At 29.8% G+C, this 24,555-nt stretch carries 19 protein-coding genes and 1 riboswitch; of the genes, 4 read left to right on the plus strand and 15 right to left on the minus strand.

Annotated features, from left to right (window positions below; all coding sequences use genetic code 11):
* Window positions 1–61: 61 nt before the first annotated feature.
* Entirely contained in the window at window positions 62–859 is a 798-nt protein-coding gene (locus OCU55_RS12200; protein WP_261852756.1) for a sugar phosphate isomerase/epimerase family protein, read from the minus strand.
* Window positions 860–866: 7 nt separating this feature from the next.
* Window positions 867–1,742: a hypothetical protein gene (locus OCU55_RS12205; protein WP_261852585.1), complete on the minus strand. Its 876-nt coding sequence runs from the start codon at window positions 1,740–1,742 to the stop codon at window positions 867–869.
* Between the two features lie 476 nt (window positions 1,743–2,218).
* On the opposite strand from OCU55_RS12205, the gene OCU55_RS12210 reads away from it, so the two are divergent.
* Together OCU55_RS12210 and OCU55_RS12215 are read left to right on the plus strand one after the other, a co-directional pair.
* A complete protein-coding gene (locus OCU55_RS12210) occupies window positions 2,219–3,052 on the plus strand; it encodes an MBL fold metallo-hydrolase (protein ID WP_261852586.1) in 834 nt (277 codons plus the stop codon).
* A gap of 160 nt (window positions 3,053–3,212) precedes the next feature.
* Window positions 3,213–4,133, plus strand: a complete 921-nt coding sequence (locus tag OCU55_RS12215; RefSeq protein ID WP_261852587.1) for a CPBP family intramembrane glutamic endopeptidase — start codon at window positions 3,213–3,215, stop codon at window positions 4,131–4,133.
* Between the two features lie 157 nt (window positions 4,134–4,290).
* Here the strand turns inward: OCU55_RS12215 and OCU55_RS12220 are convergent, their stop codons facing one another.
* From OCU55_RS12220 to OCU55_RS12260, 9 genes are all read right to left on the minus strand, one after another.
* The gene (locus OCU55_RS12220) at window positions 4,291–4,476 is read right to left on the minus strand and encodes a hypothetical protein (protein WP_261852588.1); all 186 of its coding nucleotides are present in this window, start codon (window positions 4,474–4,476) and stop codon (window positions 4,291–4,293) included.
* Between the two features lie 423 nt (window positions 4,477–4,899).
* Window positions 4,900–6,195 (minus strand): murein hydrolase activator EnvC family protein, encoded by a 1,296-nt coding sequence (locus OCU55_RS12225; RefSeq protein WP_261852589.1) that lies wholly within the window; start codon window positions 6,193–6,195, stop codon window positions 4,900–4,902.
* 238 nt (window positions 6,196–6,433) lie between these two features.
* The gene (locus tag OCU55_RS12230) at window positions 6,434–6,919 is read right to left on the minus strand and encodes a hypothetical protein (protein ID WP_261852590.1); all 486 of its coding nucleotides are present in this window, start codon (window positions 6,917–6,919) and stop codon (window positions 6,434–6,436) included.
* A 1-nt stretch (window position 6,920) separates the two neighbouring features.
* A complete protein-coding gene (locus OCU55_RS12235; protein WP_261852591.1) occupies window positions 6,921–7,451 on the minus strand; it encodes a hypothetical protein in 531 nt (176 codons plus the stop codon).
* 549 nt (window positions 7,452–8,000) lie between these two features.
* Window positions 8,001–8,342 carry a hypothetical protein gene (locus tag OCU55_RS12240; protein ID WP_261852592.1) on the minus strand — a complete coding sequence of 114 codons (342 nt, stop codon included), beginning with the start codon at window positions 8,340–8,342 and terminating at the stop codon, window positions 8,001–8,003.
* An 18-nt stretch (window positions 8,343–8,360) separates the two neighbouring features.
* Window positions 8,361–9,575, minus strand: a complete 1,215-nt coding sequence (locus OCU55_RS12245; protein ID WP_261852593.1) for a GGDEF domain-containing protein — start codon at window positions 9,573–9,575, stop codon at window positions 8,361–8,363.
* A gap of 152 nt (window positions 9,576–9,727) precedes the next feature.
* Window positions 9,728–11,287 carry a MutS-related protein gene (locus OCU55_RS12250; protein WP_261852594.1) on the minus strand — a complete coding sequence of 520 codons (1,560 nt, stop codon included), beginning with the start codon at window positions 11,285–11,287 and terminating at the stop codon, window positions 9,728–9,730.
* A gap of 363 nt (window positions 11,288–11,650) precedes the next feature.
* Complete coding sequence (locus tag OCU55_RS12255; protein WP_261852595.1) at window positions 11,651–14,578, minus strand: insulinase family protein; 2,928 nt, start codon at window positions 14,576–14,578, stop codon at window positions 11,651–11,653.
* Window positions 14,579–15,410: 832 nt separating this feature from the next.
* Window positions 15,411–16,148, minus strand: coding sequence for an alpha/beta hydrolase (locus OCU55_RS12260; RefSeq protein WP_261852596.1), 738 nt, complete (start codon window positions 16,146–16,148; stop codon window positions 15,411–15,413).
* Window positions 16,149–16,269: 121 nt separating this feature from the next.
* Between OCU55_RS12260 and OCU55_RS12265 the strand changes: the two genes are divergently transcribed.
* The gene (locus OCU55_RS12265; RefSeq protein WP_261852597.1) at window positions 16,270–16,518 is read left to right on the plus strand and encodes a CPF_0552 family protein; all 249 of its coding nucleotides are present in this window, start codon (window positions 16,270–16,272) and stop codon (window positions 16,516–16,518) included.
* 144 nt (window positions 16,519–16,662) lie between these two features.
* On the opposite strand, the gene OCU55_RS12270 is transcribed toward OCU55_RS12265, so the two are convergent.
* Window positions 16,663–18,060, minus strand: a complete 1,398-nt coding sequence (locus OCU55_RS12270; RefSeq protein WP_261852598.1) for an NCS2 family permease — start codon at window positions 18,058–18,060, stop codon at window positions 16,663–16,665.
* Between the two features lie 77 nt (window positions 18,061–18,137).
* A riboswitch (purine riboswitch) is annotated at window positions 18,138–18,239 on the minus strand.
* 240 nt (window positions 18,240–18,479) lie between these two features.
* Between OCU55_RS12270 and OCU55_RS12275 the strand changes: the two genes are divergently transcribed.
* The gene (locus tag OCU55_RS12275; protein ID WP_261852599.1) at window positions 18,480–18,908 is read left to right on the plus strand and encodes a GtrA family protein; all 429 of its coding nucleotides are present in this window, start codon (window positions 18,480–18,482) and stop codon (window positions 18,906–18,908) included.
* Between the two features lie 289 nt (window positions 18,909–19,197).
* On the opposite strand, the gene OCU55_RS12280 is transcribed toward OCU55_RS12275, so the two are convergent.
* The 3 genes from OCU55_RS12280 to OCU55_RS12290 form a co-directional block, all read right to left on the minus strand.
* Complete coding sequence (locus tag OCU55_RS12280; RefSeq protein ID WP_261852600.1) at window positions 19,198–20,715, minus strand: alpha-amylase family glycosyl hydrolase; 1,518 nt, start codon at window positions 20,713–20,715, stop codon at window positions 19,198–19,200.
* 145 nt (window positions 20,716–20,860) lie between these two features.
* Window positions 20,861–22,555, minus strand: a complete 1,695-nt coding sequence (locus OCU55_RS12285) for a glycoside hydrolase family 13 protein (protein ID WP_261852601.1) — start codon at window positions 22,553–22,555, stop codon at window positions 20,861–20,863.
* Between the two features lie 306 nt (window positions 22,556–22,861).
* A complete protein-coding gene (locus OCU55_RS12290; protein WP_261852602.1) occupies window positions 22,862–24,538 on the minus strand; it encodes a glycoside hydrolase family 13 protein in 1,677 nt (558 codons plus the stop codon).
* Window positions 24,539–24,555 lie beyond the last annotated feature (17 nt).

A 24,555-nucleotide genomic window follows, 5' to 3' on the forward strand; every position in this document is an offset into this window, starting at 1 on the left:
TTATTTACAAACATTTCTTTATAATATTAACTAAAACACCCATTAACTTCTACGTATGTTATTATTGTATGGTTTTTATAAGTTTATCCAAATAAATCTTACTTTCCAAAATTTCGTCATAAGATTCATAATTATCTCCATACACTTCAATTATTGCCCTGCCTTTATAATTTATATCAGATAAACTCTTAAAAACTTTTTTATAGTTTATATTTCCTTTTCCAGGAAGCATACAACTCTCATTTTCGTTTTTATCATTTATATGAAAATTACAAATTTCTTTTCCCATCACATTAATATATTCTTGTGGTTCTATATTTGCCTTATAGCATTGCTTCAAATCCAAGGTATAGTATAGTGGATATTTAACCTTTTCCTTTAATAGCCTCAGATATTCTAAATCAGAAGACATACACCATGATACATTTTCTTGTGCCAATTTCACATTGTTTTCTCCCGCATAATATGTAAGTCTATTGTACATATCTATGATTAATTCATAGTCTACCTGCATAGAATCTATTTTTCTCATACCATGGAAAGTGTATATTTTACTTCCACCTAATATATTTATAGCTTTACAAACCTTTTTAAAGATTTCCATCATATCTTCTCTACGACGTTTGTATGCATCAAACAGAAAAGGTTCAAACATTGTGCTATAAATGTGAACTGAATTTATATTAAATTTGTTCTTTTCACACTGTTCTTTAATCTTCAATATAAAATCTTCTTCATATTCAGAGAATGTGTTTAAAAATACTTCTCCATGATCGAACCCAATTTTTTTCATAATCTTAATACTATCTTCAGCAAGCACCTTTGGGTAAAAACATGCAGAAGACAAGCCAACTTGCATCATAATTTTAACCGCTTATTAACTGTTCTACAGTAATAACCTTTTCTGCATCGTCAGCCTTAATATGAAGGCCATCTGCTGCCAAATTTGATATAGTTAAACTTTTAGCTTTTGTGTTCATCAAAGCTTTATGTTCTCCAGAGTTTATATCTACAATCCAAATATAAGAGTAAAGGTCTGGCACTCCAAACCATGGTAATTGGCTCACATACGCTACATGATTATCGTCTATAAATTTCCCGTTAACTGACCATAAATATCCAGGATATTGTTTCATTATAGATTCTCGGCTAAAAGTCCTACCATCCTTAGTAACATAGGAAGCTTTAGTAATTTCTTTTTGTTGTCCATCACTGCCAATAACCTTCAATTGTTGTGTATTCACCTCATTTATAAGTATAGAACTTTGAGATGGGCTTATATCAAAAGTTACTCCACCATCAATCGGATCAAGATACTTATACTTCTTAGCCCCTGCTACTTCGTCATAGAATACTTTTGATACTGTTCCACTTCCCAACGTAACTTCAATATACTTATCTTCATCTTGCTTTTTCTCTTCATTATTGTTTTTAGAAGTATCTTTTGACGCATTTGAATCTGATTGTTTATTGCTATCTTTATTGGAATCATCCTTTGGCTTAGTAGCTGTTTCTTTTTCATTACTTACCTTATCATTGCTAGTTGTAGACTTATCTTTATTGGTTTTGCTTTTAAATATAGATGATACCTTGTTCTTGATATCATTATTAAAGTTGATTTTTGTAGCCGTAAATGCTAGTGCTCCTATAACAATCGCTACCAATATCAAAATAGATACTAGCCTCTTTCTTCTTTTCATCTTTCTTTCATACTCTTTACTGAATATACTAGGTTTTCCCAAAGTTATTCCCTCCTAGTTAATTTAATTATTTTATTACTAACTTATAAATAAAAAGACCTACCCATAAAATACACCATTTTAAATTTATATAAGTTACAATAAAGTTTATTAAGTATTATAAGCATTTCTTATAAGCTATCCTCTATTTAAATCCTTTAATCGTAGACTTCATCATAAATCAATAATTTATCTCCTTATAAGAATATAACATTAAAGATAATTATATAAATATATTCACTTAATTCAAAAGTATATTTATTTAGGATAATTATCTAATATTTTCTATGTTATTATGCACTTTTATATACGGAATTTATTTAACAAATATAATTTTGTATATAATATAAAAATAAGATATCTTATTTGACCATATATATTATACCTTAATGATGTGAAAATTAATAATAATTTTTGTAAAAATTCATATCTTAATGTATAATAGACTATAACTTACCTAATTATGATTGGAGGTCAATATGACGAAATTGCACATTTTAGGCACTGGAAGTGCTATGGTAACCAAGTGCTACAATACGTGTTTTACAATTTCTAATATGGCAGGTGAGCACTTTCTAGTTGATACTGGCGGAGGAAACACCTTACTGACTAATTTAGAAAAGCTAAATATCCCTATTACAAGAATACATAATATTTTTATATCTCATACTCATAATGATCACATAGCAGGTATTACTTGGATTGTAAGAGCTATTGCTCAATCAATGATAAACGAGAAATACTTTGGAAATCTTAACTTTTTTGGACATTCTGATGTATTAGAAGTTGCAAAACAAATATGCACTCTTATGTTAGAAGAGAAATTTACAAGATTTTTTGGCGACAGAATATTTTTCATTCCAGTAAGCGACAATGAAAAGAGATCTATAATTGATTGTGATTTCACTTTTTTTGATATAAATAGTAAAAAGCGTCTCCAATATGGGTTTAGGCTTGAGGATACAGAAGGCATAACATTTACGTTTATTGGCGATGAGCCTTATAAAGACGAACTTGAAAAACACTGCCTAAATTCTGATTTTATGATGCATGAAGCCTTTTGTTTATTTGAAGAGAGGGACTTATTTAAGCCTTATGAAAAACACCATACTACAGTTAAGGAAGCCTGTGAAAATGGCCGAAAGCTTAATATAAAAAACTTAATCTTAATACATACTGAAGATAAAAATTACATAAGCAAACCAGAATACTATTGTGCTGAAGGAAGATACTTCTTTAGCGATAACCTTATTGTACCATCAGATTTAGACGAAATTGATTTAGAAATTATTAAAGAAGATTCAAACATTTAGATTTTATATGCGAATATACATTAACTTGCTTTGTATATTCGCATATTTTTTATTTATTTTTTATGATTTCACAAATCATGGTACCAATAATAACTCTACCTCTAGTTCTATATACCTCCAATGAATAGTATAATTTTACTATAAATTTAAGGAGGTTTTTATGGCTAATTATTTTAAGGATAATAGATTGATTAATGATTCAAAATCAGGAATCAGATCTACCCCATTAATTCTTGTAGTAGTACTTTCATTTGTTTTTGTCTTCCTTTCTCAAATATTAGGTGGAATTCTTCTAGGTCTAATGTTTTTCTACGCTAAAATACCTTTTAGACAAGAAAGCATTATAGGAAGCAATTACATTATGATTCTCACTACTTCCCTTTCAATCATAATATGCTTTCTTTGGATATACTTATACGAAAAGAGAAAACCTATGTCACTAGGATTTCATAGAAGCGGATTGGGCTCAAATTATATATACGGATTCCTGTTAGGCTTATTATTGATGTCCTTAGAAGCTGTATTTTTATGTGTCACTAATAACGCTGAAATTTCTAAAGGTAATTTTACTTTCTATAATCTATTAAGCTTTCTAGTAGTTATAGTTTCTTGGATTATTCAGGGAGCATCAGAAGAGATATTAATTAGAGGTTTTGCATTACAAGCTATCATCGCTAAATATAATGTACTAGTTGGTGTATTAGTGTCATCCTTAATTTTTGCAGCACTTCATCTTTTTAATCCTGGAATATCATTGCTAGCTTTTATAAACTTGATTCTATTTGGAATAATAGCTGCACTTTTGGCATTATATACAGAAAGTTTATGGGCCTCTTGCGCACTGCATAGTGCTTGGAATTTTGCAGAAGGTAATATATACGGCTTCTTAGTAAGCGGAACCCATGCATCTGGTAACACTTTAGCATTCATTAATTATAAGGCAAACAACTTAATAAATGGTGGATTATTTGGTCCAGAAGGTGGACTAGCAGATACTCTAATAAGCATTATCGCAATTGTGATATTAATCGCTCTTATGAAGAAAAAAAATAATTCTATATCTTCAAACTTTAGTTTATAGAACCAACTGACATACTTTACTAGACTAAAAGACTATATAAATCATCTTAGAAAAATGTACACTCAAAAACTTTTTGTCACCATAAATAATAATTGCAAACATGAAATATATAAAGGGAAGTCACCCGACTTCCCTTTATATATATATGAACTATATATTATTTATTGCAACATCCCTTTGATGAGCATCCTCCACAGCTATCACAACCACCATTATTTTTGCAACACCCTAAGCTAATACCTAACCCTTTTGCCTCATCAGCTGTAAGAGTTACTACGTTTTCGCTGTAATCTTCATAGTCTGGAGTATCTTTAAGAAAAGACTTCTTTGCTATTTGAATCATATCTCTATGCACCTCAACTTATTTAACAAATATTTTGTCATAAAACTTATATTTTATATAGGCGTAAATCCAAAACACTGTAAAATATAACTCTACCTACATACTAAAGTTTATATAACCTTTTAAAATAAGTCAAATGAATAGTATTTAATATGAACTTACCTTTACACATACTACTATTGTTAATCAATAAAAAAGTCTCTAAATCTGCATTCTTCAGTAAGTTTTTGCTCATCTGCCTTTACGAATGCATATGATAAAACTTACAGGAGAATAAGTTTTATTTTTTTACTGTATAGCTATAAAAAACTTCTAAAGTTATTGAAATATCTCGATTTAAATGTACTAAAAGTTTTATACTTTTTTTATAGTAAAAAAGGCATCTAATATAAACATAAAGTTTATACTAGATGCCTCCCTATATTATTTTCCAAGATAACCAGCAGGATTAACTGCTTGTCCATTAATTCTTATTTCAAAATGTAAGTGAGGTCCAGTACTATAAATTCCTTCACTTCCTACTGAAGCAATAACTTGACCTTGGCTAACTTTTTGTCCTACTGAAACATTCACTGATCTCATATGTCCATACATTGTCTGTACACCGTTACCATGGTCAATTATAATCATATGACCATATACAAGATTGCTGGTTTCGACTACTGCTACAGTTCCACTTTTTGAAGCTCTTACAGCAGAACCCAAGGACGCACCAATATCCATGCCAGTGTGAAAGCTTTCTGTATGTTTTATAGGATGAATTCTCCAACCAAATGGGTCCGTAATAGGACCACTTGCTGGCCAAATAAAGCTTTGCCCTTTTGAAGCTTCACTATTACTAGTATCACTGCCGCTTTTATTATTAATTTCAGCAATTTGTCTATCTATCTCATCTTGAGCGTCTTTATTATCTTCTTCTAATTCACCAATCTTCTGAGCAAGCTTCTTTTCAGAATCACTTAAAGAATTGATAACACTATCTTTTTGATTTTTTAAAGATGATAATTCATCATATTGTTGCTTATTAGCATTTCTTTCTTGCAACAAAGCTTGTTGAGTATCTTTTAATTCATTCTGTTCAACTAAAACTTGATTTTTTTGTGCATCCATATCGGCCTTCTTAGCAGATAAATCTTTTTCTTTCTGGGCCAAGTCCTTTTGGATGTCTTTAACTTCTTCTATTAATTCGTTATCCTTCTGAATAATTGTAGTTATTGTTGTAATCTTTTCAATTAAATCATTAAGGTCATCACTTCCCAATACTACTCCTAATAGCTGCTCTCCCATGCTTGTTTTGTAGGCATTACGTAATCTTTTACCAAGTAATTCTTTCTTTTCAGCTTCTTCCTGCTTCTTTTCCTCAATATTCTTTTGAACGTCATCAATATCTTTTGAAATCTTATTGATATTTGATTGAATCGAGTTAATTTTGCCTTGAAGCGTATCTATTTTACCTTGATAAGTGTCTACTTTTGCCTGAGATGCTTTTAGATCACTAATTTTCTTATCTAACTGATCTTGAATAGTTTTTAATTGGTCATTTTGCTGACTCTTAGCATTTTGTACTTGGTCTTTTTGATCTTGTAAATCATTAATTTTGTTTTTATTTGAATCAATCTGGTTTTGTAATGAATCAGTTGATGCTGCTAGAGCTTGTACTGAATTAAAGCCAGACGCAATAAAGCAACATAGTATTAAAGATAAAATTTTCTTCTTCATCTTATCTCTCCTTACACATAAATATTATTCTAAATTTAATTATACTACATTTTTCTTCATAATTTCAGTTTTTTTTTATTATTATCTGTTTGTTTACATTTTTCTTGCGGATATTGAGGAAACTTCACTTATTTTGATAATAAATTTTCTTTACTGATGGACTAATTCCAAATTTCAAGCTATGCATGCAAAAAAAGTCAGCTATTTTTCAACATGCATAACTTATGCCAATAGATTTTTAAGCAAAAAATCTATTATTCCTCACATATTCTTCATAACTAATATCAAACTCTCCAATTCCTATTAGTTCAATACCTAACTTATGAAAATCTCTTAGTGTTTCCTTATCTATATCTTGCTCAGAAGCATTGCTTAAAGTTGCTAATTTATTTATTCTATTAATTCCTTTTAACCCCAAAAGTTTATATATATTTTTTTTATTTAACTCTTCAGCCTTAACACAGCTAACATAGATCTTTTCACCATCTATATTACAAACAATAGTACTGTCATCTAGTTTTCTAACGTAATTATATTTCTTCCTTTTTAAATAGTCTATGCACCACTCTATATACTCTTCCTCAGTTAACTTGTTGAGTTCATCTCTCAAAGTATTAACTTTAAAATCTGTTCTTATCTTCGCACTAATCTTTAAAACATTTCTTCCTATATTAAACAATTGATAAACGCAAAGTATCACTATTATACCTGTTATAGTAAACATCCTAGACCGCTCCTTCAGCTAATATTTGTTTCTCTATATTTTCTCTTATTAGCTTTGTAAGCTCATTACAATCTATAATCTTCAAATCCATCCCAGATTTCTTGATACTTTTAATTCCATTATTCAAGTTGGAATCAAAATAACTAGTAGTTACTATAATACAATTATTTATCTTTTTAACTCTTGCTTTTCCTACAATAGGATATAACTCTTCAGACCCTATTACCTCTTCTTTATCTCGTAAATAATACACAACAGTAGCTATATTATTCTTATAGCAGATAATTTCCTCCAAGTTTTCGGATATAGTTGGATTTTTGTATCCCCATTCTTCTAACACATTACACAAATGTTCAAGAATGTCCTCGGTATCTGATGTTTTAAGATCATTTCTAGAAAATAGGCTATGAGATTGTGTTATAGTTACATTTTTCTTAGAGATAAAAAATACAACTATACTTAATACCTTATTTATAACAATGCATAAAATAAAGAAGCTGAACATAAACTTAAAGTTTGTTATTATTTGCATAATATATCACCTCATTTAATTTATTGACAAATTAATCAATACTGATTCATACCTTGCTTATATATTGCTATTTCGAAACATTTACACAGAATTAATATGCAAATAACATTCTCTTAATATTCATACCTTAATATATTAATAAAGAAGGTCTAATTAAAGTTGTACTATCTCAATCCGAAAATCTATTTTCAAAACTCCTCTGGTTTCTGAGATGAGAATTTGAAAATATAAATTTTATGACGAAGTTGTACATCTATAAAAGACAAAATCTTTGCCAGCCAAAAACTTTATCTTTAGAAGTTATGTTATTCATAACTTCTTTTTATATAATTCAAACTTCCACCATTAAGTTATGAATACTAAAAGTCATAGTCTCATAATTTACCAATACACTTAACTTTAATTTTTATAATATAACCCTATATTTCAGAGACCTCATAAACTTATATAAAACAAAAAAACCTTAAAAGAAAAGTTCTTTTAAGGTTTTTATAACATCATATCAAATTACACTTAATATCATTAAATTATTTATGTACACTTATACTATTACTCCATTATGTCGATAAGCCATTTCTTACAGTTTAAACATTTATATATTCTTATAACATATAAATTAAGGAATCTTTCACCATATTGTTTTTTGTATTCCTCAATTTCTTCCTGAAATATAAAATTCTCATCTTCATCTGTGTATCCAACTATATCACCATAAAGATTACTTTTAGTCTTATTGCAACAATCGTTTAAATCTACACATTCAATTGTGTCAAGCTTTATCTTACTAGCTCTTTCTTGGATTATAGGTATTATGTCATCATATTCATTAATATCATCCAGGAAATCTTCTTTAAAAAACTTTTCATTCTCTATTACAAATAACGGGTTCATCAAAATCACACATCCTTATCATAGGTAAATACTTTCAATTCTATTTCGCCCTTTTTTCTTAGCCTCATAAAGTTTATTATCACATATATTAATAAAAAAATCTAGATTAAAGTCATCTGTAGGAACTACGGTCGCTACCCCTGCACTTATCGTAACAAATTTATCTTTTCCAAGTGCTTCATTTGGAATTCTTTCTTCCTCTATCCTTTTTCTTATTTCTTCACATATTGTCACTGCATCGTCAAAGTTTCTGTTCGGAAGTATAATGAAAAATTCTTCTCCCCCATATCTTCCAACAACCCCTAAATTCTTTTCTACAACTTCATTTATAGTAGTTGCTATCTTTACCAAACAACTATCGCCTTTAACATGTCCATAAAAATCATTATATTGTTTAAAGAAGTCTATATCTGCAATCATTATAGATAAACTGCTTGAAAACTTCTTCAATCTATTCCAATACATATATGTCATTCTATCAAGCTTTCTCTTATTTGCAATATTCGTTAAAAAATCTTTATCACTCATATCCTTAAGCTTTTTATTTGCAAAGTGCAAAGAATTATTCATTTTCATAAGACTTAAATTTTTATTTCTTATACTTATATCCTGTTTATGTCTTTCTATCATATTTCCATAATTTCTAATAGCGATTATTATAGAAACAGCTAAAGTTAAAGTCAAATTAATAAAGAAGAGAGTGTTATTAGCATAACCATGTATCCTAATAAAATCGCCAATAAATAATATATGTATAAAACCATATGTAAGTATAACCTGTCTTTTAGATAAGTAAAAAATAGCTGCACATGAAAATAATATTTGGTTATATGGTATTGAATTTGTGACACTTTGCTCCGATGAACTTTCCATATAAGCTATTGTCCAAGTTATTACTGCTAATATCATAAAAATCTGCACATAAGAAAAATGTTTCTCTATAAATTTCTTTTTCTTTTTTATCAAGTTTAGCAGTAATAGCAACACTACTGAGATACAAAATAATGCCAGGTAATAAAACCTGTAGTTTGAAATATTATATTGATTCCATTGAAAATCATATATACTACCATAAATAAATGAAGCTATTGTAATAATTAAAGCAATAAAAGCTAATATTCTTAATGCAAAATAACTTCTTTTATAATTCAATTTATTCCTTAACTGAATCAATTCTTCATCATAGTTTGTATCAATTGCTGAAAATAAAACTTCTTTAATCCTTTCCAACATTAAGTCCTCCAAAAAGTTACTAAATTGAACATTTATTATAAGAACTACTTTCTATAAATTGATATTTACGAAAAATTCGCTATCGCATCTTTCATTTATACTTTTCACATCTGCCTTTAAATCAAGTAAAAACCCTTTTTCAAGGGCTTTTATTAATTATCTTTTATATTGTTTAAAGAACCTTCAATTATTTCTTTAGGATATCCTAAGAATTTTAAAAGTTTTATTGCATTTCTCGTTGGTGAAACTCCCTGTTTTATCTTATAATCAAAGGTTAATCCCTCATCATCATTAATCTCTTCACTAAAGTAATAGCACTTATATTTTTGCCCCACTAGCTTTGCAATTTCATGGTCATGGGTAGCTGCTATTACCAAAGTATTATAGTTCATAATATATTTGAGAATTTCTCCTGATGCCGCTATTCTCTCAACAGGGTTTGTCCCTCTGAATATCTCATCTATAAGGCATAACACTGGTTTTCCATCTTTCGCACTGTTTATAAGTCTTAGCATAGCTTCCGCCTCACCTAAATAAAAACTCTTACCACTGGTTACATCATCTGATGGACTTATAGAGGACATAAGCTTCATATAGGTTCCTTCATATCTTTCACTTAAACACGTATAAAAGGTTTGAGCAAATAAAACATTTATCCCAACCATTCTTAGAAAAGTTGACTTACCGGACATATTTGTTCCTGTAAGAATGATTCCATTGTTTGATAAAGTTATTGAGTTATCAATTGGCTTTTCAACCAAAGGATGTATTCCCTTATTTATATTTAGATAGGCCTCTCCCTGGACAAAAGTAGGTTTAGAAAAGCTGCCAAGACATTGCCTATAAGCTGCGAATCCTATTAAACTATCAACTTCACCTACTAATTTATATAGTTCAATTAGTTCATCTCTGTTTTGATTAATCTTATCTGCCATTTTCAGATAAACTCTCTCTTGCATCAAGAAAAAGACATAAGCAAAATCTAATATAGCATCGTTACCTTCCATTCTTCCAAATGAAATAGAATTCTTCGCAATATATTCTATTTTCTTGTAAAGTCTACCTAATCTTGTTGTATAAAACTCAAATTCTTCATACTGATTTTTACTCAAATTCTTAGCAGTTTTAATCACCGAACCTAAGTACATAATACCATCTACATTCATTCTATTTCTTTCCTTAGAATGAATATATGTATTTATAAAATATATTGGCAATAGCCAACCCAAAAACGGCAACCCCTTAAAAAAAGCTCCAATGGCAATTGCAATTGGTATAAATAATCCTAACAAGTTATAAAGCCACATTTTTGATTTATCTTCTGTTAGCCCTTCTTTTAGCATCTTGATAGTATAATTATTTTTCTTTCTTCCAAGTTTGAAGAGCTGAAGTTGGATTTTCTCTCTAGCTTCATTATTGTTTCTAAAAAACTCAATCAATTTATCTCTGTCTTTTAGAACATTCACATCATCTATAGGTTCTCTTAACATATGATAAAACATTTCTTCACCTGGGGAAGAAATAGTCCTGTCTATTCCACTATAAACCTTGTCCATATCTAGATCATTCCAAGTCTGATCATCGATATAAAACTGAGAATCCTTCTTCATCAAATCATGATATTGTCTTATAATTTTAAAATCACGAGTTCTTTCATCACCTTTAGGCCATATGTATCTTAAGTACTGAATATAGTTTCTTTTTCCAAACATCTAATCAACTCCTAAAATCGTGATTAAGTTTATAAATCATTATAAAACGTTTAAAACTTATTATAAATATGAAACTACACTTCTTTTTAAACCTACATTAACTATTCTATTACTATTACTGTAAAATATCAACATATAGCATAATTTATCCCTTTTACACATCCAAAGACTTTCGTCAATATAGCTAAAAAACGGAATGTACGCTTCAATACGCCATTCCGTTTCATAATATTTGTTTTAAGCTATGTTCAAGAACATTGTTGAAATTAATTGGTTATATAGGAGACGCTATATGAGCGAGCTATTAGAAGCAAATCGTCGGATGATTAGCCAATTAATTTCAATACAATGCTAAATTCAGTCTTATTTTATTACCTTTTCTAAAGTATTAAATAATTCTTTATTTTCTTTTATCTTATTTTCATTCCCTACAACGCAAAGCAAATCTTCATTCATTACACTTTCTACTAGCGGCGCAAAACTTCTTATAGTTTTATCATCGGTTTGTAGTACCTCATCTCTTTCTCTTTGTATATCTTCTGATGTGATGTTACTAAAATAATTTGCAGTTGCAACCTCTGCCTTTGATGCTGTTGTTAACGGATAATCTAATTTTCGTACAGTTCCTATAATATACTTTGTCATTTCTCTTTCATTACTTGTAAAGTTATTTAAGTAATCTTTCATCTCATCGTATACTTTGATTGTTTCTTTTATATTAGGATCTCTATAAGAAACGATGTATGCTCCTCCATCTCTCCTAAAGTTTGCAAATACACCATAAGCTCCACCTTTAACTCTTACGTTATTCCATAAATAATCAAAGCCAGATATAGTCTCTAATACATTTAAAGAACCGTGGTAGCTAAAACCTTTCTTGATAAAGTTTCCACCCTTTGCAACATACTGCACATTTCCTTGAGTCAGAAGGCCTTCATTTGTTACGATCTCTCCAAAGTCAAATCTATTATTAGAAATATCTGTTACTCCTAAGTATGACGAAAACTTAGGTATTATCTGTTCTAATGCATTGTAATCTTCTTCCTCTGAGGAATAGCTTATTACTAGATTATTTTTATTAAATATAGCCTCAGAACTTCCCTTCAATTTTGAAATAATATCTTTCTTCTTACTATCAAAATTGTCTTCAAGCTCACATAAAAACTGATAATAGGTAAGACCTAAGGTTATTTCATCATATTTTCCTTTTTCTGTGCAGTAAGCTAATATCTTTCTTAAGGCTAATCTATGTCCATTATCTATAAGTCTACCTTCTATTCTAGATCTTATCTCTTTGATTAATTGAAGAAGTCGGTCTTCCTTATCAAAAACTGTATTTTGTATTATTTCTCCTAATAAATCCACTCCATTTTCTAACTTACTTAGCAAGGTTTTAAGATTTATTAGTAAATACGGAGTATACTCTCCTTCTTTTCCATTTATCGAATAACTTACTGGGCTGTAAGCAATGCCGCCTGTATTTATATTAATTTTATTTGATAGAGTTCCATAATTATAATTTTTAGTATCTAGCTTTCCTAATATGTCAGCTAAAAATCTAACGTAAACCACATCTTCACTGTTTAATGCCTTACAATTAAAATATAAGTTTAGATATGCTATTTTATTTGTAAACAACTTATGATATAGCACTTTAACACCATTTAAGGTTCTCTCTTCAAGAGGCAACACCTCAGCTTTTCTGTCAATATCATCAATTGATAGCATTGGAATCGAAGCTAATGCTTCTTCAGAATCTCCAGTATTTTGTCTTTCCTTTAAAGCCTTACATTTGTCAATTAAAGCTTTTATCTCAGTTTCACTTAAAGTTTTCTTTACATTGTCTAACTTATCTCTTAAAGCTTTTTGCTTTTCTTCATTAAGACCCTTTTTAGGCTTAAGTGTAATAAATGAACTATGTTTATTGTCTAATATATATTTTTTAATTAAATCCTCAAAATAGTTAGTTTTCAAAGCAGTCTTTATGCTTTCAAAATATTTATCATATTCTAAGTGAACAAAAGGATCTCCTTCATATAACCAACTATCCATAATTCGAGTATAGTGAATAAGACCTTTTGGATATCCATCATACTCTCCTTCTCTTAATTCAAACTCTATTCTATTAATTGATGCTTCTACTGTTTCTTTATCTATTCCTTTATCGATAAGTTCTTGTAATGTTGAATATACAACTTCCTTAAATCTATCTTTATCTTTCTCATTGCAGTTTTTAGCAACTATTGTTAGTATAGGTTGTTTTGTGGAACCACTATACTCTCCCGATACAGCTTTGCCTATTCCATTATCTAATAAAGCTTTTTTAAGTGGAGCCGCAGGTGTTTTTAGAAGCATATGAGTAAGTATCTCAAAAGCTAATGCTAACTCACCTTCATCAGCTTTTCCTATTACAAAGTTTAAATTTAAGTAAGTTTTATCTTCTAAAGTATCCTCTTCTGAAATTCCGTATTCAAAAGAATGCTCTTTTAAGCTTTCAAAAGGTTTTTGAGTTGGTATACTAGATTCAACATCAATTTTATTAAAATTGCTTAAATAGTCTTCATTTAAGAATTCTAATTCCTTCTCTAACTGGCCATCTCCGTATAACAATATATAGCTGTTTGATGGATGATAGTATTTTTTATGATAATTAACGAACTTTTCGTAAGTTAAATCCGGAATAACGTCTGGATCTCCTCCAGATGCCTCTTTATATGGAGTATCAGGTAAAACAGTCTTAGTAACCATTCTATACATCAAAGATTCTGGAGACGAATAGGCACCTTTCATTTCATTGTAAACTACTCCATTATAAGTTAATTCATCCTTTGTGTCTTCGATATTATAGTGCCAGCCTTCTTGCATAAATATCTCAGGGTGTTTGTATATATTAGGATATAAAACTGCATCCATGTATACATCCATCAAATTAAAATAATCTTTTTCATTTCTTGAAGCTACTGGATATATAGTCTTATCAGGGTATGTCATGGCATTCAAAAATGTATTTAAAGAACCTTTTAAAAGTTCTACAAAAGGTTCTTTTGTATCAAACTTTCTTGAACCACATAAAACTGAATGCTCTAATATATGAGTCAGACCTGTACTATCCTCTGGTGGTGTTCTAAACCCTATAGAAAACACCTTATTGTCATCATCATTATCTATTTTAATTAGTCTAGCACCGCTTTTTTCATGTTCAAATACATATGCTTTTGAACTTATTTCTTTTATTTCTCTTTCTTCTATAAGTTTAAAACCATGAAGTACTTCATTTACCTTTAAAGTCATCTAAATTTCTCCTTTCGAAATTCTACTTTATTCCATAGTAATTAATTCCATAAGTAAATACAAGTTTTTAGTTCATATTTTTATATTATATTATTATTAGTTAATATAAATTTGCCTAGTTCAATATTCTTATACTAAATTCCATACTTTATACTCCTAAATTCCTTTCCTATAATATGTTTTACTTCTTTCATTCTTTTCATGTTTATTTTTTTTATTTTTCTAACATTTTACGATACCATCTTTATATAGTTAAAGAATGACAAAACCAAAATTTTGTCATTCCCATTTTTAACAATTCTTTATAATTTTAAACTTGCATTAATGTAAAGTCTTTGCAACTATTTTTTATTTAGGCTATGTTTAAGAATATTGTTAAAATTGATTGGTTATACAGGAGACGCTATATGAGCGAGCTACTAGAATTAAATGATTTTTTCAGATGGAATGGCTCTAAAAAATCACTAATCGTCCTTTATTAGTGATTTTTTTACGCATCTGCCTTTTCTGAACGTATGTGAAAAAATTCTGGCAGGCGATATATTTTCACTTTTTACTTTTTAATCAGATAGCATTTTTATTTTATTAAATTTAAGATATAAAATATTTATAGAATGCACGAATTTTTAAAAAGTAAAACTGTACTGTTCGAACGCAGTGAGTTTACAGTTTTAGCCATGGAATATTACAAAATCATATTAATTCTTTGCGTAAGCTCATTAAGGATGAACAACTCTACTCCTAAAAATATAAATTCAATTATAGAGTTGTTCATCTAAAGAGCGTCGGATGATTAACCAATCAATTTCAACACGGTGCTTTAACAGCCCCTTTATTTAATTTTTTTTAACATATTAACAGTAGCTTCAGCTGCTATAGCTTGCTGCTGATTGCTATCTATTATAGCTTCTCCATCTCCTTTTTGATGTCCATAACTTCCGAATCCACCATGATTACCGCCATCTATCTCCTTGAATACAGTAGTATCAGGAAGAGCATCCTTTGAAGCCTTAATCTTATCCAAGTCAGCCACTTTGTCTTCCGATCCCCAAACACTTATGACTTCAATATGACTTTCTTTCAAGCTTTTATCACTTAATGGATATGATCCGTAAAATGCCAGTGCTTTTATTCTGCCTTGGTTACTGTAAGCAAAACTTTCTGCCATTACTCCCCCTAAAGAATGTCCACCAATAGCCCAAATATTTATATCTTTGTTATCTTCAATTATCTTGTTTGCTGCATTACTGTTAAAAACAGCTAATTTAAACGGCATTTTTGCGATATACACATTGAAACCTTTGTCTGCAATCTTTTGCATAAATTTTATATAAGCTTTTTCATCAACCTTTCCACCTGGATAAAATATAAATCCAACATCACTTTTTTCCCTTGGTAGCAATTCTATATATTTCTCTTTATCTGTTATCGTAATAGTAGGTTGTTTGCTTGCCATAACCTCTATACTTTCATCAGCCTTATAGTAAGTGTTTAAATAAATCACAGCTGAAGTAAGTATTAGAACTAAAATTATTGTTAATACTATTAATATGTTTTTCTTTTTTTTCATACTCTCTCCTTAAAACTTAGTCTTGATATATTTAATTATATTAATATTATAAAATTATATAAACAACAAAAATTCATTTTCTTATTTCCTAAGTTAAATATAAATCTCAGGAGGTTTTTTTATGTATACAATAATGGCAATTAAGCTATCTCCTCGTACTAAGATAGCTCCAACAGTGCAAGAAATATTAACTAAATATGGGTGCATAATCAAGGTTAGGTTAGGTCTACATGAAGCATCTACAGATGATTGCTCTACTACTGGATTAATACTTCTTGAATTACTAAGTGCTGAAAAAGAACAAATAGTAAAACTCTCAGAAGAATTAGATTCATTGGAATATGTTACTGCAAAGCTTTTAGAACTGTAGTCTAAAAATAACTAACTGGCAAAAAACTCACTGAATCTTTTCAGTGAGTTTTTGCTTATAATTATCCATATATTTATTTAAAGTATACTTTACTAAAGAATAAAAAGCTTTTTAACTCTTTCCATATGAATTGAAATTTTTGTTTTAGCCTGGTAATAGAACAAATCTTACTATAAATAAAACTGCGAATACATATAGAATTGGATGAACTTCTTTATGTCTTCCGTTTAAAACTTTCATCAATGGATAGAATATTAATCCTACTGCTATTCCATTTGCTATGCTGTATGTAAATGGCATCATTGCAATTGTAAAGAATACCGGAACAGCTTCTGTAAAATCACTAAAATCAATGTCTTTTACTGCGCTAAGCATCAATACTCCAACTATTATAAGCGCAGGCGAAGTTGCACTTGATGGTATTATTCCAACTACTCCACTGAAGAACATTGAAACTACGAAAAGTACACCTGGGACAATATTGGCAAGTCCTGTTCTAGCACCTTCAGATATACCAGATGCAGATTCAACAACTGTTGCAATTGTTGTAGTTCCTAGTAGACTTCCAATAGTTGTTGCAATTGCATCACTTTCAAGAGCTTTTCTAAGATTTTTCACATTTCCTTCTTTATCTACCATACCTGCTCTACCAGCAGTCCCCACCAAAGTACCTATTGAATCGAATAAATCAACTAAACTTAATGTTATAACTACCATAGCTATACTTAAGAAGGCTCCAACTACACCAGATCCATTATGAGTTAGCAGACCTTTAAAATCCAATGCAAAGAATGTAGCTCCAATTGTAGGCATTGAGAAAATTCTTGTACTGGTATCAATAGTTGTAACCCCCATAGGTATTCCTAGTAAAGTTGTAGCCACAATTCCTATTAATATTGCTCCTTTAACTTTTCTAGCCATAAGTACAGCGATTATTAAAACTCCTATAATAGTTAATATAGTAGCTTTATTTGTAAAATCACCAAACGCCATTAAAGTTGCTGGATTAGCTACAATAACTCCACCACTCTTAAGCCCTATTAATGATATAAATAATCCTATTCCTGCTGTTATTGCAAGTTTTATGTTTTCAGGAAGTGCCATTACTATCTTCTCTCTTATAGAAGTTACAGTAATAAGAATAAACACTAATCCTGATATAAATACAGCTGCAAGACCTTGCTGCCATGTATACCCTAAATTTAAGCAAACATTAAAAGAAAAGAAGGATACAAGGCCAAGACCAGGTGCTAATATAAATGGCAGGTTAGCACGAAATGCCATTATAAGTGTCCCTACTGCTGCAGCTAAACATGTAGACGCAAAAGCTGACGCTACAATTGGATCATTTGAAATAAGAAGTTTAGCAGCTGCATCACCTTTTAAACCTGCTAAGTTCATTCCGCTCATTTTTAATATATTGGGAATAACTAAAAGCGCATAAGCAACAGTAATAAAAGATGTTAATCCTCCAAGAAGTTCTGTTTTGACATCTGTGTCATTCTCTTTTAATTTAAACAGCTTCTCTAATAAATTGTTCATATTAAGTTTTCTCCCTTCAAAATAAAAAGTCGCCGAAGCGAAAAAATGCCGTTATTCGAGTAAATCAAATAACGGCATGTACCTTTTGATTTACCCATAGTGAGAAATTTTACGGATTTCTCGTAGAAACATCTGAACCTTATTATCAGAAATATATGGATAAAATTATTTTTATATATTTTTTGTACAAGTGCTATAATATCACCACTCAGAAATATTTTCAACAAAAAAAACATATTTTCGACAATATATATTAGTTGAATTAAAACTAAAAAACAGTTATATTTATAGAGGTAATAAATATACTGTTCCAACTTTAATTATTAATTTCTACATATCTGCAAATTATTAAGTACACGATTTCAGACTAAGTATAAATTAATTTATTGTAGATGGACCCCATACTAGGAGCGTGCATTATGGAAGAAAATTCTAAATTAAAAGCTATAATACAATTTATAACTTATTCATTGGTTGGTTCAAGTAATGTAATAATTGATCTTATCGTTTTAAATATATTATGGACAGTTACCGGACTAACAGTTGGCAGAATAAACTTTTTATTTAAGCTAATTTCATTTTGCATATATTCAACTAGTGGTTATTTATTAAACAAGAAGTTTACATTCAAAAGTGAATCTAAATCATCTTCTTATTTTGGTTATGTAAGCCTTCTAGGAATATTGTCATTCTTAGATGCTGTAATAATAGCTAACCTTACAAGACACAATATTTTTCATATTCACAGATTTTTTTGGGCCAACATATCAGCTTTCTTAGCTGCTATGCTTACAGGAATTTTAGGCTTTATAATAAATAAGTTCGTTATTTTTAATAAAGAAGATTAAAGGGTGAACATTAATGTCCACCTTTATTTATTCTTTAGGAATTTATACCTCACTTATATCTATGGATAATTATACGAAAAGACTTAAACCATAATATAAGTCAAAGAATAAAAAAAGAAAAATTTATTACCTGCCAGAATTTCTTCACATACGTTCAGAAAAGGCAGATTGGCAAAAAAAATTCACTGAAGAAGACCGCTTCAGCGAATTTTTTATTATTTATAGACTCTATAGATGTTTAACTTTATTATTGAATTTATGCTTTTAACTTTAAAGATTTCGACTTTGATTATTTTTTCAATATTAGAATTTCGCCTGCTTTTATATTTATGTTCCCGTCACTCTTGATTTTTTTATTATCTTTATTATCAAGTAAAACTTCGTATTTTCCTTTTTCTAAAGGAATCTTGCAGTCAGCAGAAGTACTATTTACGATTACAGATATACTATCTTTTTCATAGGTTCTCTTCATATTTAATATTCCACTGTCATTTGTTTCAACCTTATCAACTTCCCCAAGTCTAAGTGCTTTATAATTATTTCTTAATTCTAAAAGTTCTTTATAAAAATTATATATAGAATCTTTATCAGCTTTTTGTACATTAAGAGCTACCTTATCAACATCATTTGTACTTTCCATCCATTTTGTATTTTTACTCGCATCTTTATTATCCCAAATAAATGGTTCCCTTATATTTTCATCTGGTTTTGATCCAGTCATTCCAACTTCTTCTCCATAATATATATAAGGTGTTCCAGGCAATGTAAGATAAATAGCTGCTGCCATTTTCATCTTCTCAGTATCTCCAAGGTTATCCATAACTCTATTTTGATCATGATTACTTAAAAAAGGTGCTGGAACAAAGTTCTTATTTTTTTCTTTTAGAGTATCATAATTATCCTTAATCTCAGTAGGTAAATCTTCTATACTTTGACCACTAACTCCTTTAGTTATTGAATCTGCAAGAGGAAAGTCGAATATACTATCTAACCCCTCTTGATACGGTGCCATAGCAAAAAGATTGTCCCAAACTTCTCCGGTTAATACAAAGTTTTTATTTACACTCTTACAATATTCATTATATTCTTTCCACCATTGTATATTTTTATCTTGGTCATCATATATCCATTTTGCTGCATCTAACCTAAAACCGTCTACTCCTAGGTCTTCATAGTACTTAGCTATATTTTTCATCTCTTGCCTTACTTCTTTGTTGTCATAATTTAAGTCAGGCATACCTTCCCAGAATATAGAATAGTAATAGTCATTAAGTGTAGTATTTTTCGTCCATGGTTTTGTTCCCATCTTTGATATTTCATTTTCTACATTGACATCAGTACTCCATATATAATAATCTCTATACTTACTATTCTTATCAGCTTTTGCTTCCTTAAACCACTTATTTTCAGTTGATGTGTGATTAATAACCATGTCCATTAATATCTTTATATCTCTTTTATGAGCTTCTGCTAAAAGGTTCTTTAGATCTTCCATTGTTCCATATTGAGGATTTATTTTGTAGTAGTCAGTTACATCATAACCATGGTATGAGGGTGAATCATTTATCGGCATCAACCATATTCCATTGATACCTAAATCTTTAAGGTAGTCCAATTTTTCCGTTACTCCTTTAAGATCACCAATACCGTCGCCATTACTATCATTAAAAGATCTTACAAAAATCTCATAGAAAGCTCTTCCATCATAATTCTCTTGATCTTTTTGCGCAACCGCTTGCCTTGAACATCCCAAAAATAAAGAGACTATTAAAATAAGCATTATGAAACTACTTAACTTTTTTCTCATAACATTTCTCCCTAATATTATTTATTTTTATTCAAGATGTATCTTAAGAGTTTTATCAATATTCACATGCTTTAAAGCTTAATCCAACTTGAATTTATTACGCTAAAGCTTTACTTCTTACTTATAAATATTGATCGACTCTCACTTATATCTCAGATATATAAACTTTTGATTCATATGGTCTTAGATTTATTATTCTTTCGTTTTCTATTAGTGAATTATCTTCATTATCTTCATAGTTGCAAACTTCAAGCTTAAAATCACTTAACAGAATATCTTCTGAAAGCTTAAGCTGCGCATCTTTGCCAAAGAAATTACATATAACTAGAACTTTTTTATTTCCCAATATTCTTAAATAAGCATAAATTGAAGTGTTTTCTTTATCAACTTCTTTAAAATCTCCATAAACTAATGTCAATTCTTTATTTCTTAAAGCAATAAGCTTTTTATAAAAATTCAGTATGGAATCATACTCTTTTTCTTGCTGTTCAACGTTGATTTCTTGATAATTGGAGTTAGCATTAATCCAAGGAGTTGCATTAGTAAATCCTGCATTCTCTCTATCACTCCATTGCATTGGAGTTCTTGAGTTATCTCTTGAAGTAAGATTTAATCCTTTAATATAATTTTCATGGCTTACCATACCTGATAAAACGCACTCACAATAACGAGTAAATATAGATGTATCTCTATAATCCTCTAGTTTAAAATCATCTGCATTAGTCATGCCAATTTCATCACCATAATATATAAATGGCGTTCCCTTATGGGTTAATTGCAAGGTAGCTAACATCTTCGCAGACAATTTATGATATTTTTTATCATCTCCCAATCTTGATACAGTTCTTGTAGTATCATGATTTGAGTAGAACACAGGACACCAACCTTCTTGTTCATCTCTAGTAGCCCACCCTGTCATTTTCTCTTTTAAATCTTTTATAAGATCTATATCCACTCTCTCCCATGGATTTTCGCCTTTACCTACACTATGTAAATCAAAATGAAAGGTAAAATCTAACTCCTTATTATTAACTCCAGTATACACATGAGCATTCTCGTAGTTGATCCCACCAGTTTCTCCTATAACCACATGACTGTCAGTAAATACATCTCTTTTTAACTCTTTAAGATAATCATGAACTTCAGGAAGATTCTGCACATAAGGTATGAAGTCACCATAAAGTGCGCCTTCTTTAACTTCTCCATCTGGGAAATTCATATCCTTTGCCAAATGGTTTATAGCATCCATTCTAAAACCATCTACCCCTTTTCCAGCCCAATACTTTAGCATATTCTTCATATCCATTCTTAGTTCTTTGTTTGTCCAATTTAAATCCGGTTGCTTCTTAGAAAATATATGAAGATAGTATTCACCAGTGTTTTCATCTAATTCCCACGCGCTTCCTCCAAAAAATGAACCCCAATTGTTAGGAGGGTTATTACCTTTTCCCTTACTCCAAATATAGTAATCTCTATATTTATTCTCTTTTGATTTCTTGGCTTCTATAAACCAAGGATGTTCATCAGAACTATGATTTATTACCATATCCATTATAAGTCTCATATTTCTTTGATGTATGCCTTTTAGAAGTTCAGCAAAGTCATTTAAATCACCAAACTCAACCATTATGTCTTCAAAATCACTGATATCATATCCATTATCTTCATTTGGGGATTTGTTAATTGGATTTAAGTATATCATATCAACTCCTAGAGATTTAATATAATCTAACTTTTCAATTATGCCTCTTAAATCACCTATACCATCTCCGTTGGAATCTTTAAAACTTCTTACATAAATCTGATATGCTACGCCTTCTTTCCACCACTTTCTTTCCAAGATAATCCCTCCTAAATTTTAATCTATTAACGTAAAAGTTTAAGAATACATGACATTATAAATTTACAATTATGATAGCTTTTTGCCCATCTGTCTTTCCCAGTGCATAGGATAAAAATCCTACAGGCGAACAATATTTGTTTTTTACTGTATAGCCATAAAAAAGCTCAATAAGCCATTTAAATATCTAGGTTTAGCTAGTTTAAAATTTATAACTTCCTACGAAAAATATAAGTTCTTTTTCATTTTACTTTGTAAAGACTTTGACTTCATTACCTATTGCTATACAGTAAAAAAGCATGTTATTTAATTATACAATTTATATACTATAGCCTCATAAGGTCTAAGTTTAAAATGATCCTCTTGTGGTACATTATCATAATTTGTAATCAAAACATCTCTTGATAAATTTCTTAATTCTTCTGGAACTAGTAACTCTACTTCCTCTTCAAAAAAGTTAAGTACTACTAAAATCTTTTTATCTTCTAATTGCCTTGTATAACAGTATATGGTTTCACTTTCCTTATAATATTCTTTGAAAGTTCCATATACTATGACATCATTTTCTTTTCTTAGTTGAATTAATCTCTTGTAATAATAAAAAATCGAATTATTATCTTTTAAAGCTTCTTCAACATTTATTTCTGTATAGTTAGGATTTACTTTAAGCCATGGAGTTCCATTAGAAAATCCACCATTTAAGCTATTATCCCACTGTATAGGAGTTCTTGCATTATCCCTCCCCATTCTATAAACACCAGCCATAAAGTCTTCCTCTTTCATAAGACCGCCTTCAACCAGTTCCTTATAAGCATTTAAAATTTCTAAATCCTTGTATTCATTAACAGATGTATATTTGACATTGGTCATTCCGATTTCTTCACCTTGATATATATAAGGAGTTCCGTGCATTGTATGAAGCATTGTAGCAAGCATCTTTGCTGATTCCACTCTATACTCTTTATCATTTCCAAATCTTGATACCATTCTAGGCTGATCATGGTTATTTAAGTATAGTGAGTTCCATCCATCATCACTTAATTCTTCCTGCCATTTACTCATTATTGCTTTAAATTCACCAAGAGTCCACGGCTTTTCTTCCCACTTAGTCCTACCTTTTCCTATATCCATAAGCTCAAACTGAAATATCATATTAAGCTCATTTCTATCCTTACCAACATAATCCTTTGCAAGCTCAGGTGAAACCCCTGGGCATTCCCCTACAGTCATCACGTCATATTTACTTAGTACTTCTTTATACATTTCTTGCATAAATTCATGAATTCTTGGTCCGTTCATAGAATATGGAGCAAAATTTCCATATAAATCATCCTCACCCTTAGGTCCATCTGGAAGTTCTGGTACCTTAGAGATAAAGTTGATTACATCCATTCTAAATCCGTCCACTCCCATCTCAAACCAATACTTCATCATATCATAAACTTCTTTTCTGACCTCTGAATTTTCCCAGTTTAAATCTGGTTGTTTCTTCGAGAATAAATGAAGATAATACTCTTCTGTTGTTTCATCATATTGCCAAGCACTTCCGCTAAAGCATGAACCCCAGTTATTAGGAGGCTGTCCATTCTTACCTTTTCTCCATATATAATAATCTCTATATTTAGAGTCCTTAGAACTTCTACTTTCAGCAAACCATTTATGCTCGTCTGAAGAGTGATTTACAACAAGATCCATTACAAGTTTTATGTCTCTCTCATGAAGTCCTTTAAGTAATTCTTTAAAGTCCTCCATTGTTCCAAACTCGTCCATTATATCTCTATAATCACTGATATCATATCCCATATCATCATTTGGAGACTTATATACAGGATTAAGCCACATTATATTAATACCTAATTCTTTAAGATAATCTAATTTTTCTATAACACCTCTTAAATCACCTATTCCATCCCCATTAGAATCCTTAAAGCTTCTTGGGTAAAGTTGATAAACAACTCCTTCTTTCCACCACTTTCTTTCCATCTATATATCACCTCTAT

The sequence above is a fragment of the Clostridium folliculivorans genome (assembly GCF_024341905.1).
GTDB classification, from domain to species: Bacteria; Bacillota; Clostridia; order Clostridiales; family Clostridiaceae; genus Clostridium_AR; species Clostridium_AR folliculivorans.

What these genes read in the sequence shown, in the direction of transcription:
- OCU55_RS12200 (WP_261852756.1), bottom strand. Translation starts at nt 859, where the DNA reads ATGCAAGTTGGCTTGTCTTCTGCATGTTTTTACCCAAAGGTGCTTGCT.
- OCU55_RS12210 (WP_261852586.1), top strand. Translation starts at nt 2,219, where the DNA reads ATGACGAAATTGCACATTTTAGGCACTGGAAGTGCTATGGTAACCAAG.
- OCU55_RS12215 (WP_261852587.1), top strand. Translation starts at nt 3,213, where the DNA reads ATGGCTAATTATTTTAAGGATAATAGATTGATTAATGATTCAAAATCA.
- OCU55_RS12220 (WP_261852588.1), bottom strand. Translation starts at nt 4,476, where the DNA reads ATGATTCAAATAGCAAAGAAGTCTTTTCTTAAAGATACTCCAGACTAT.
- OCU55_RS12225 (WP_261852589.1), bottom strand. Translation starts at nt 6,195, where the DNA reads ATGAAGAAGAAAATTTTATCTTTAATACTATGTTGCTTTATTGCGTCT.
- OCU55_RS12230 (WP_261852590.1), bottom strand. Translation starts at nt 6,919, where the DNA reads ATGTTTACTATAACAGGTATAATAGTGATACTTTGCGTTTATCAATTG.
- OCU55_RS12235 (WP_261852591.1), bottom strand. Translation starts at nt 7,451, where the DNA reads ATGCAAATAATAACAAACTTTAAGTTTATGTTCAGCTTCTTTATTTTA.
- OCU55_RS12240 (WP_261852592.1), bottom strand. Translation starts at nt 8,342, where the DNA reads ATGAACCCGTTATTTGTAATAGAGAATGAAAAGTTTTTTAAAGAAGAT.
- OCU55_RS12245 (WP_261852593.1), bottom strand. Translation starts at nt 9,575, where the DNA reads ATGTTGGAAAGGATTAAAGAAGTTTTATTTTCAGCAATTGATACAAAC.
- OCU55_RS12250 (WP_261852594.1), bottom strand. Translation starts at nt 11,287, where the DNA reads ATGTTTGGAAAAAGAAACTATATTCAGTACTTAAGATACATATGGCCT.
- OCU55_RS12255 (WP_261852595.1), bottom strand. Translation starts at nt 14,578, where the DNA reads ATGACTTTAAAGGTAAATGAAGTACTTCATGGTTTTAAACTTATAGAA.
- OCU55_RS12260 (WP_261852596.1), bottom strand. Translation starts at nt 16,148, where the DNA reads ATGAAAAAAAAGAAAAACATATTAATAGTATTAACAATAATTTTAGTT.
- OCU55_RS12265 (WP_261852597.1), top strand. Translation starts at nt 16,270, where the DNA reads ATGTATACAATAATGGCAATTAAGCTATCTCCTCGTACTAAGATAGCT.
- OCU55_RS12270 (WP_261852598.1), bottom strand. Translation starts at nt 18,060, where the DNA reads ATGAACAATTTATTAGAGAAGCTGTTTAAATTAAAAGAGAATGACACA.
- OCU55_RS12275 (WP_261852599.1), top strand. Translation starts at nt 18,480, where the DNA reads ATGGAAGAAAATTCTAAATTAAAAGCTATAATACAATTTATAACTTAT.
- OCU55_RS12280 (WP_261852600.1), bottom strand. Translation starts at nt 20,715, where the DNA reads ATGAGAAAAAAGTTAAGTAGTTTCATAATGCTTATTTTAATAGTCTCT.
- OCU55_RS12290 (WP_261852602.1), bottom strand. Translation starts at nt 24,538, where the DNA reads ATGGAAAGAAAGTGGTGGAAAGAAGGAGTTGTTTATCAACTTTACCCA.